This is a genomic window from Marinobacter maroccanus, from assembly GCF_002933275.1.
GTDB classification, from domain to species: domain Bacteria; phylum Pseudomonadota; class Gammaproteobacteria; order Pseudomonadales; family Oleiphilaceae; genus Marinobacter; species Marinobacter maroccanus.
Genome location: NZ_PSSX01000005.1, coordinates 261,681 through 270,895 on the forward strand (window position 1 = coordinate 261,681; position 9,215 = coordinate 270,895).

7 protein-coding genes are annotated in these 9,215 nt (G+C 54.7%); 4 read left to right on the forward strand and 3 right to left on the reverse strand.

Features of this window, described 5'->3' with window-relative positions:
• Positions 1–230 precede the first annotated feature (230 nt).
• Complete coding sequence (locus KEHDKFFH_RS08665) at positions 231–2,963, reverse strand: winged helix-turn-helix domain-containing protein (protein ID WP_104321562.1); 2,733 nt, start codon at positions 2,961–2,963, stop codon at positions 231–233.
• A 247-nt stretch (positions 2,964–3,210) separates the two neighbouring features.
• On the opposite strand from KEHDKFFH_RS08665, the gene cysB reads away from it, so the two are divergent.
• Positions 3,211–4,188, forward strand: coding sequence for an HTH-type transcriptional regulator CysB (cysB, locus tag KEHDKFFH_RS08670; protein ID WP_104321542.1), 978 nt, complete (start codon positions 3,211–3,213; stop codon positions 4,186–4,188).
• A gap of 26 nt (positions 4,189–4,214) precedes the next feature.
• Here the strand turns inward: cysB and KEHDKFFH_RS08675 are convergent, their stop codons facing one another.
• Complete coding sequence (locus KEHDKFFH_RS08675; RefSeq protein ID WP_277872176.1) at positions 4,215–4,955, reverse strand: phosphoadenylyl-sulfate reductase; 741 nt, start codon at positions 4,953–4,955, stop codon at positions 4,215–4,217.
• Positions 4,956–5,169: 214 nt separating this feature from the next.
• Here KEHDKFFH_RS08675 and thrH point away from each other — a divergent pair, with 214 nt between their 5' ends.
• Positions 5,170–5,784, forward strand: coding sequence for a bifunctional phosphoserine phosphatase/homoserine phosphotransferase ThrH (thrH, locus tag KEHDKFFH_RS08680; RefSeq protein WP_104321544.1), 615 nt, complete (start codon positions 5,170–5,172; stop codon positions 5,782–5,784).
• Positions 5,785–5,849: 65 nt separating this feature from the next.
• On the opposite strand, the gene pabB is transcribed toward thrH, so the two are convergent.
• Complete coding sequence (pabB, locus tag KEHDKFFH_RS08685; RefSeq protein ID WP_104321563.1) at positions 5,850–7,190, reverse strand: aminodeoxychorismate synthase component I; 1,341 nt, start codon at positions 7,188–7,190, stop codon at positions 5,850–5,852.
• Positions 7,191–7,391: 201 nt separating this feature from the next.
• Here pabB and KEHDKFFH_RS08690 point away from each other — a divergent pair, with 201 nt between their 5' ends.
• On the forward strand, positions 7,392–7,994 hold the full coding sequence (locus tag KEHDKFFH_RS08690) for a hypothetical protein (protein ID WP_104321545.1): 603 nt from the start codon (positions 7,392–7,394) through the stop codon (positions 7,992–7,994).
• 170 nt (positions 7,995–8,164) lie between these two features.
• A complete protein-coding gene (locus KEHDKFFH_RS08695; protein ID WP_104321546.1) occupies positions 8,165–9,046 on the forward strand; it encodes a DUF6160 family protein in 882 nt (293 codons plus the stop codon).
• Positions 9,047–9,215 lie beyond the last annotated feature (169 nt).

Here is a 9,215-nt window from a genome sequence, read left to right on the forward strand (position 1 = left end):
GCCCGTAAGGGTTGGCTCTCATCAAAAGGGTTCTTTCGAACCCGGGCGTCGAAACAACGCGGAACAAGAAATCTGAAGGCCTGAAGTTTCAGAATTCCTGGTGAGGTTTCCCTCACCGTTGGAATAATAATAGAGGATTAGAGGGCGTAGACGGATCGTCCAAAGGGCGTAGCGGGCTTAGATAGTTGAAGCAAAATGTGACGCCCATCACATTTGTGCGTGCCCGGATGTCAGCCTTCCAGCAGCCCCAAATCCCGGGCCCGGGCCAGTGCCTCGGTTCTGCGGCCGACGCCCAGTTTGCCGTAGAGGTTGCGAATATGAGCTTTCACGGTAGCCGGCGCGACCTTCATTTTAAAGGCAATTTCCTTATTGGCATGCCCCTCGTGAATCAACTCCAGCACTTCCAGCTCTCGCTGGCTGAGTGGTTCCGGTAATGCTTCCGGATTAAGTGCCGGACGATCAGGCTCACTGTACCCTGAGCTTGGGCTACTTTTGGGGTGTATCTGCCCCGATTCTCTCTGATCAACAAGCATTTTTCTGACGCTGGCGTTCCAGCTGCCAGGGGCATTCAGCGCGGGCAAATACAGAAGCAGGTTACGAAGCTCCGGACTCTCTTCGGCAAACAGCCGCATGAACCCGGCCTCGGAAGCCAGGTTTACTGCACGGGTCAGCATCTGTTCCGATTCGTCTTTCCGCTCCTGCTGTGCCAGGGCCTCGCCGTAGACCAACAGTATCTCCACCAGGTGACGGTTGTGGGCATTGCGTTCAGCCGGATTCAGTAAGGCGCTGAGTATTTCCTGGGCACGCTCTGGTTGATTCAGTGCCACCAGCACACGGGCTTCGCTGATTCGGCTCTGCTCAAGATGAAGCGGGTTGGTGAACTCGGCATCGGCTCGGGAGTCCAGGCTGGCACGGGCTTTTTCCGGGTGACCGGCGGCAAGATAGCACCGGGCAAGAAGGGCGGTGCTGGCAGGCGGCTCGAAAACAATCTGCTCGCGGCGCTTCCGGCCTGTCTGGGAAGCGTCTTCCAGGGCCTCAATCGCGTCCTGAAGCCTGCCCTCGCTGAAGGCAAGGTGACCGCGAACGTACTGAATGATCACGTGCTGCCCCGGCTCCGTGCCCCGTTCAACATGCTCAAGAAGAGGCTGGAGGTGCGTGGCGGCGAGCTGGGGGTGATTTCGCTCCCGGTGGATTTCACACAGGGTGCTGTTCTGCCAGCAGGAGATGAGCCTTGGTTGGCTGGGGTCTGAGTAGTGTCGGTCTACCCATTGCCGGATGTCGGTGCAGGTTTCCAGCGCCAGATCGATATCACCCCGATTGTATTGTATCCACGCCAACAGGCCGCCACTGGATAACACGGTGCTGGGTTTATGCTCTACCTGTCCGTAACGAACGGCCGACTGGAGCGCGTCCTCGGCCTCGGTAAGTTCACCCTTACCGTAGTAATCAAGACCCAGCCCGTAATAGGTCACGGATTTTAACGGGATGCGGGTGTGGTCTATCTCCCTGAGCACCTGTCGGGTGAGGTCGGCGGCGCTTTTGTCGTCACTCCGGGTTCGGGCTAAATACGAGCGCATCAGCGAGATCTCGCTTTGCAACCCCAGAGCCCCTTCGGCATCCGGATGTGAATCAGCCACCTGCCGGTCCAGCAGATCCTCGAGTGCTGATAGCAGTGGTTCCAGCGCGTCCACCCGATTGGCAAAAAATAACCCCCAGATCCGTAGCATCTGGAGTTGCGGATGATCGGTTACCAGATCCTGTGGCAGGGCCTCGAGCCAGTCCAGCACGGGCAGGTGATAGCCACCATGGATCAGATTGTTGCCGTGTTCCGCCAGCACACGGGCGAGCCAAGGCCAGTCCTCCTGACGGACAATCTGGGCAATGGCCTCCTGAACATGACCGTGGGCCAATAACCATTCCACAGTGCCTTGCCAGAGGCGCGCTGCCTTCTCCGGTTCTGTGTGACTGATCCTGAGCAACAGCGCATCCCGAAACAGATCGTGGTAGCGAAACCACTCGTTCCGGGTATCCAGCGGAATCAGGAACAGGTTCTGGCTCAGGAGCTTTTCGAGCATCTCCTGGCTGTCGTCCGACTCACGAATTGAGTCACAAAGGGACGCACAGAGCCGAGGACAGCAGGCGGTTTCAAGCAGGAAATCCGCAATATCCCGGGGTTGCTGTTCCAGCACTTCGCTCAGGACATAATCGCTTATATAGCGCTCATCCAGATTTAACTGATTTCCGGATTTGGCTGCGTCCTTCCCGGAAAATGTCGAAGAAAGCGCGGATAGCTGCATGGCGGCCACCCAGCCTTCGGTTTTGCGGACAATGGCATGGACATCCTCGTCACTGATATCAAGCCCCATGGTGTCGCGGAAAAACTGCCGGCATTCGTCTTCAGAAAAGGCCAACAGGCCAGGGTGTATGTCCTGGATCCAGCGGCGAACGCGCCAGCGTGCCAGTGGCAATGGTGGCTCCGTTCGGGACGCCAGGGTAATCAGGATTTCCGGCGGCAAATAGTCGATGAAATAGCCGAACTGCCTGTGGATGGCCGGGTTTCCAATAAAGTGGAAGTCGTCCAGGACCAGGGCCCACGCACTGCCGTCCTGAGCCAGGAGATTGATCAGGCCGGTAATGGCCTCGGTAAAGGTTTCATCGGATTGGTGGGCCAGTTGTTTACGCAACTCGGCCGCATCGGTCAGCCCGGCCTGTTCGAAGGCGCCGATGACGTACTGCCAGAATCGCCGGGGTTCATTATCGTGTTCATCCAGGGAAAGCCAGGCGGTAGGTGAGGAAACCCGCGAGCACCACTGGGCCACCAGTGTAGTCTTTCCAAAGCCGGCCGGCGCAATCACCAGATTCAGCCGTTTGGGGCTTTGGGGCTCAAGCAGGGCGCTCAACCGGTCACGCTTGACCGCGCGCGAGTCTGACGTTGGCCTGAGAAACTTGGTGGTAAGCAGCATGGATTCCCTGAAAACTGGAGTGTTGAATTGCCCAGACAGGGCATAAAGGATTGTGTCCTTTGTAATCACCAAGTCAAGGGCCATGAAGCCACTTTAATCACGCCAGGGTTTTATCAGAGGCTGCGTAAATGCAATTTTGGTCTAAACTGTGTGAAAGTAGTTGCCTATATTAAAAAAGAATGAAAATCTGTATTTTTATGCGTATTCTTCGACAAGGTCCTTCGATCTCCAGGGAGCAGCAGATTCAATGAAACTACAACAGTTGCGCTATATCTGGGAAGTTGCGCATCACGATCTGAATGTGTCAGCAACCGCTCAAAGCCTGTTTACCTCCCAGCCCGGTATCTCCAAACAGATCCGCCTGTTGGAGGACGAACTGGGGCTGGAAGTGTTTGCCCGCAGCGGCAAGCATCTCACCCGCATTACACCGGGCGGTGAAATCATTATCCGGGAGGCGGGAGAGATCCTGCGGCGGGTTGAGGGCATCAAGAAAATCGCCCAGGAATTCAGCAACCAGCGCAAGGGCGATCTGAGTATCGCCACGACTCATACTCAGGCGCGGTATGCGTTGCCACCGATTATCAGCGGTTTCATTGAAGAATACCCGGACGTATCCCTGCATATGCACCAGGGTACGCCCATGCAGATCTCCGAGATGGCGGCCAGCGGAGCGGTGGACTTTGCTATCGCGACCGAAGGCATGGAGCTGTTTAACGATCTGATCATGATGCCCTGTTACAAATGGAACCGGAGCGTCATCGTGCCTAAGGATCATCCTCTGGCCAAATTACCGGAATTGACGCTACCAGAGCTGGCAGAGTACCCACTGGTGACCTATGTGTTCGGTTTCACCGGCCGGTCCAAGCTCGATGAGGCGTTCCAGTCCCAGGGGCTCACACCAAAGGTGGTATTCACTGCAGCGGATGCGGACGTCATCAAGACCTACGTAAGGCTGGGTCTTGGCGTCGGAATTGTCGCCAGTATGGCATTCGATCCCAAAACCGACACGGATCTGATCGCCCTCGATGCCCGCAAACTGTTCCGTCCCAGCGTCACGCGAATCGGTTTCCGGAAGGGCACGTTCCTGAGGGGGTATATGTATGACTTCATTCATCGGTTCGCGCCCCATCTCACCAAGGAAAAGGTGGACGAGGCCGTGTCTCACCAAGGCAGCCGGTCTGAAATCGAGGAACTGTTCAGGGATGTCGAGCTACCCACTCACTAGAAGGTGAGCGGGTGTATGCGCCCGGGTTAGTCCCGGGCGATCAGATTGCCGGCGTGCAGGCCGCATTCTTTCTGGGTAGCTTCTTCCCACCACCAGCGTCCCTCCCGCTCGTGCTGCCCGGGCAGCACAGGACGGGTGCAGGGCTGGCAGCCGATGCTTACGAAGCCTTTCTCGTGCAGCTCGTTATAGGGCGCCTCGGACATCCGGATGTAATCCCACACCTCTTTTGACGTCCAGTTCGCCAGAGGATTGAACTTAATCAGTGTCTTATCATCGGTTGAGAAGGCAGTGTCCTCCTGAACAACTGGCACATCGTTGCGTGTGCCCGGGCTCTGATCCTTGCGCTGCCCGGTAATCCAGGCGTCAACGGTTGCAAGCTTGCGGCGCAGGGGGTTGACCTTGCGAATGCCGCAGCATTCACTGTGTCCATCCTCGTAGAAGCTGAACAGGCCTTTCTTGTTCACCAGACCCTGAACTTCCTGAGCATCCGGAAACAGAACCTCGATCTCGATGCCGTAATGCTTGCGCACCCGCTCTACAAACTCGTAGGTTTCCGGGTGAAGACGGGCTGTGTCCAGGGTAAAAACCTTCAGGTTGTCGGTCAGTTTGTGTGCCATTTCAATCAGCACTACATCCTCCGCGCCACTGAAGGAGATGGCTATGTTGTCGTACTGTTTGAGGGCGGCTTTGAGAATCGAGCGGGGGCTCTGGTCTTCGAGCTCTTCCCGCAGGGTCTGAATATCGGTCATGGCCCGGCATTGCCTTATCTGAGAGTGCAAGAGGATCTAACTGATCGAAAAGGCTACCATTAAATGCCTCATACCCTGAAGGAATGACAATCTATATGGTTATTCCGCGCTCAAGAACCCGGGTTTACACTTCTACGATGCAATCACGCCCGGTTTTTCTTATCATACGCTCCGAATAGCGGCACACGGACAAACCGACGTTGCCCTTAACCAATTGAAGCAGGAGATCGTTGTGGAACTGGCATGCCTTGACCTTGAAGGAGTATTGATCCCGGAAATCTGGATCGCGTTCGCCGAAAAGACCGGCATTGAAGAGCTCAAGGCAACCACCCGCGATATTCCGGATTACGACGTGCTGATGAAGCAGCGGCTGAAGCTGCTGGACCAGCACGGCTACGGGTTGCCCCAGATCCAGGAAGTGATCGGGGAGCTGGACCCGCTGCCCGGCGCCCGGGAGTTTCTGGATTGGCTGCGCGAGCGTTTCCAGGTAGTGATTCTGTCCGACACCTTCTACGAATTCGCCATGCCCCTGGTGAAGAAACTGGGCTACCCGGCCCTGCTTTGTCATAAGTTGGAAGTCGCAGACGACGGCCAGATTACCAATTACCTGCTGCGCCAACGCGACCCCAAGCGCCAGTCGGTAAGGGCATTCCAGCTGTTGAATTACCGCGTGATTGCTGCCGGTGATTCATATAACGACACCACCATGCTGGGGCAGGCCGAAGCTGGCATCCTGTTCCATGCTCCGCAGAACGTGATCGACGAGTTTCCGCAATTCCCGGCGGTACATAACTTCGATGATCTCAAGCAGGAGTTTCTAAAGGCGAGTGCTATTCACAACGCCTGATTGGAATACTGAACATGGGGTCAGAAGAAAGCGTTCTTCTGACCCCATGTTCACATGAACTCATTTCACTCAATCACCAAATCTTCCAGAAACCGCATCAAAGGCCCGACTTTCGCGAGCGTCTCCTGATACTCAGCTTCGGGATCTGAATCCGCAACAATACCGCCACCACCCCAGCAACGAATGGTGCCCTGGCCATCACAAAGCATGGTTCGAATCGCAATATTGCTGTCCAGCGTGCCGTCCAGTCCGCGATAGAATATCGAGCCGCAGTAGGGGCCACGCCAATGGGGCTCGAGCTCCCGAATAATCTCCATCGCCCTGATCTTGGGCGCGCCAGTGATCGAGCCACCCGGGAAGGCATCAAACAATGCCTTCATGGGCGTGACACCCTCGGCCAGCTCGGCGCGGATGTGGCTGACGAGATGGTGGACGTTGCGGTAGGACTCCAGTGCAAACAGTTTGTCGACTTTCACGCTGCCTGGCTTTGCGTTCAGGCTCAGATCGTTGCGAAGTAAGTCGACGATCATCAGGTTTTCGGCCAGGTCCTTTTCGGAGCCTTCCAGTTCAGTGGCATAGGCGGAATCACTCTCAGGAGTGCCGCCCCTCGGCCGGGTGCCCTTGATGGGGCTGGTGGTGACGGTTCGGTCGTGTATCTCTAAAAATCGCTCGGGGGAAACCGACAGGATGGATGCCTCGCCAGCGCGAATGAACCCACTGTAGGGCGTAGGGTTGGCATCTGAAAGCGCCTGGAATGCTTGCCAGGGATCCCCCATGAAATGACCTGAGAATTCCTGTGAGAGATTCGCCTGGTAGCAATCACCGGCTTCAATGTATTGGCGAATCCTTACCACGCTTGCCCTGAAGGCATCCGGTGTTTGCCTGGGCTGAAATCGCGAAACCATAGACCATCCGGTAGTGGCCGCTCGTTCGTCCGAGCCCAGCCACTGCTCCAGTAAATTCCGTGTCTCACCAGGGCACTCCGGATGAATCCATAGCCAATATTGGTCTGTCTTGCGATTGTGACTGGCAGTCCAAAGGTAGAAACCTGCAGACATGAGGGGGGCATCCACAGGTGGGCACAGCGCATTGAGACGGCTTTCCCTGACATACCCCAGTTCATAGCTCAGGAAACCAATCCACCCTCCGGATAGGCATTCCGGGCTGGGTTCCTGATCGATCTGGAACTGACGGACGAGGCTTTCCATGCTCTGGGCAAGCTGATCGGAGCAGAAATCCGGAGGCACAGGGTATTGGAGTACTTCGGTGGCAAGAGCTCTAGCAGAAAAGCCGCTGAAGACTCCTCGGGCGGGGCCGTGACCGACACTCCCGATATAGGCGAAATCCGCTTCCCGGCAGGCTTGGCTTAGCAGGCGATGATAGCTCTCCTGATTGAGTTCACGCATGGTTGCCGGGTTCAAGGTCCCTCCGGAATGTTCGAGAAATGATAAACAGCACACAAAACGGGCGTTGTTGGCTCGTGAGTCTCGCTGCTCTAATAAAAGCTTGGCGATTCTGAGCAGTCTTTGTGGTTTAGCGGTAACTATTTTAACTGAACCAGCTGCATTTCGTCGGGTAAATCAATCAAAAATAAAAGGAATGGCCAGATGTCAGATCTCAAAAAGACTTTCTCAAATGCATTGCTGGTTGGAGCGCTGGTTTTCGCTTCAACTGTCCACTCTCAGGAACAGGTAGCTGTTGAGATACCCGAGGACAGCGCAATTGCTGACGGAAAGCTAACAAAGAAAGAGTTGGCAAAGTACGCTGTGGTCGGCCAGCGTCAACTGGTGCACCTGATTAAGAAAGCAACGGATCAGTATTCTGCGTTGATAGAAGGTACGACACCTAACCTGCCTGCTGCGTGGATGTTGATGGACGATGGTGACACAGTGAAGCGCGTAAACCTGGACGGTCAGATAGAAGGTTCTCCCGCACAAGTGAGAATTCTTGTTTATCGCGCAGCGCTGAAGTCCATTGCTCGCCGGGGCAAGATCAATGCGGCTGCCATTCTATACACGGGTAAGTTGGATGATACCGGCTCCTCAGAGGCGCTGGTCATTGAGCATGAGCATAGGCTGGGGATTTCTGGTAATAAAGTGATTCCGTTTGAGGTGGAGGATGGAAAAGTTAAATACAGTGACCCGGTTACGCGTAAAAAGCCTTACCAAATATTTTACGACGAAGAAGCAGAATCTAATGGCCAAAGCTAGGGTGAGAAGTATTCGCGGTTTGTTTCAACGTGTAAGCAAAGGGTTAAGAACTGTGACAATAGTCACGGACTAGGACTGTAAAACAATCTTAAATGGAATTGTGGAGTCAGTGATTCCACGACCAAATTAAAAACTCAGATAAGAACAAGAGAGTTTATAAGGAGATAAGAATGAAAGGCCTGAAAAAAATTGCTCTGGCAACTGCGGTTGCCGCTGTTCCGTTTGCAGCCAATGCAGACCTCAAAGCACTCGACGACAGTGCGATGGGTAACGTCACCGGTCAGGCCGGTGTGACCATTGAGCTGGAAACTAAAGTCAGTATCGGTCAGTTCAAGTACACTGATGAAGGTTCCTTCGCAGTAAACGATATCGTTCTCGGTGGTGCGGGCGTAACCGCTGCAGGCTCAACTGCTGGCTACAACGACCTGCTGGACCAATTGAAGATCGATATCGACGTAGCCGACGATGGTGATGCGATCATTCATGTTGGCACACTCGATAGCAATCCGATTGACTGGGGTATGACTGTTGGCTCAATGGAGCTGCTTGCTGGAAGCACTGGCTCTGACAGCACAACTCTGATCTCCAACCTGAGTGGCTGGGGTAACTTGGCTCAGCTGGATATCTCTGTTGACACGGCATCGGATCATTTGAATGTGGTCGCTGCGTTTGATGTCCAGGATATGGACTTCGATGTAGAATTTCTCGGTATTGGTATCCGTGACCTGACTATCTCAGGTGCCGGCGCCAACTTCGATTACGATGGTGACGGTTCTGTAATGAGCGCCGACGCAGATGGTGAATTTGGTCTTGATCCCGCTTCCCAAGAAGCTCAGGTTCTAGCCGGTTTTGCCAATGTGAACCTTGATGTCTACAAAGGTGCGGGCCTTGGCGCTTCTACAGCGTCTGACGTGCTGCGTATTGACGTTAACAACGTCTACATGGACGTTGCTATCGGTGAGACCATCATCGGTGGAAAGAACATCGGTACCATTGCCATCGACAACTTGGCAGTTACCGATACCAAACTGGCTGTGTACGGTCACGATTAATGTAACCTAACACCAAAGTTGGTGAAACGCCCCGCTCTGCGGGGCGTTCAGACTGCTGACAAACCCTCGCCATTAAGGCGGGGGTTTGTTGTAATTGGGGCATCGACTTTTCAGAGGCTGCCCCATGCTCAAAGAGCCGTCCCCGCAACAACACGAACTCGAGATGGTC

Excerpts from the sequence above, each read along its gene's own strand:
- KEHDKFFH_RS08665 (WP_104321562.1), bottom strand. The coding sequence starts at position 2,963 with ATGCTGCTTACCACCAAGTTTCTCAGGCCAACGTCAGACTCGCGCGCG.
- cysB (WP_104321542.1), top strand. The coding sequence starts at position 3,211 with ATGAAACTACAACAGTTGCGCTATATCTGGGAAGTTGCGCATCACGAT.
- pabB (WP_104321563.1), bottom strand. The coding sequence starts at position 7,190 with ATGCGTGAACTCAATCAGGAGAGCTATCATCGCCTGCTAAGCCAAGCC.
- KEHDKFFH_RS08690 (WP_104321545.1), top strand. The coding sequence starts at position 7,392 with ATGTCAGATCTCAAAAAGACTTTCTCAAATGCATTGCTGGTTGGAGCG.
- KEHDKFFH_RS08695 (WP_104321546.1), top strand. The coding sequence starts at position 8,165 with ATGAAAGGCCTGAAAAAAATTGCTCTGGCAACTGCGGTTGCCGCTGTT.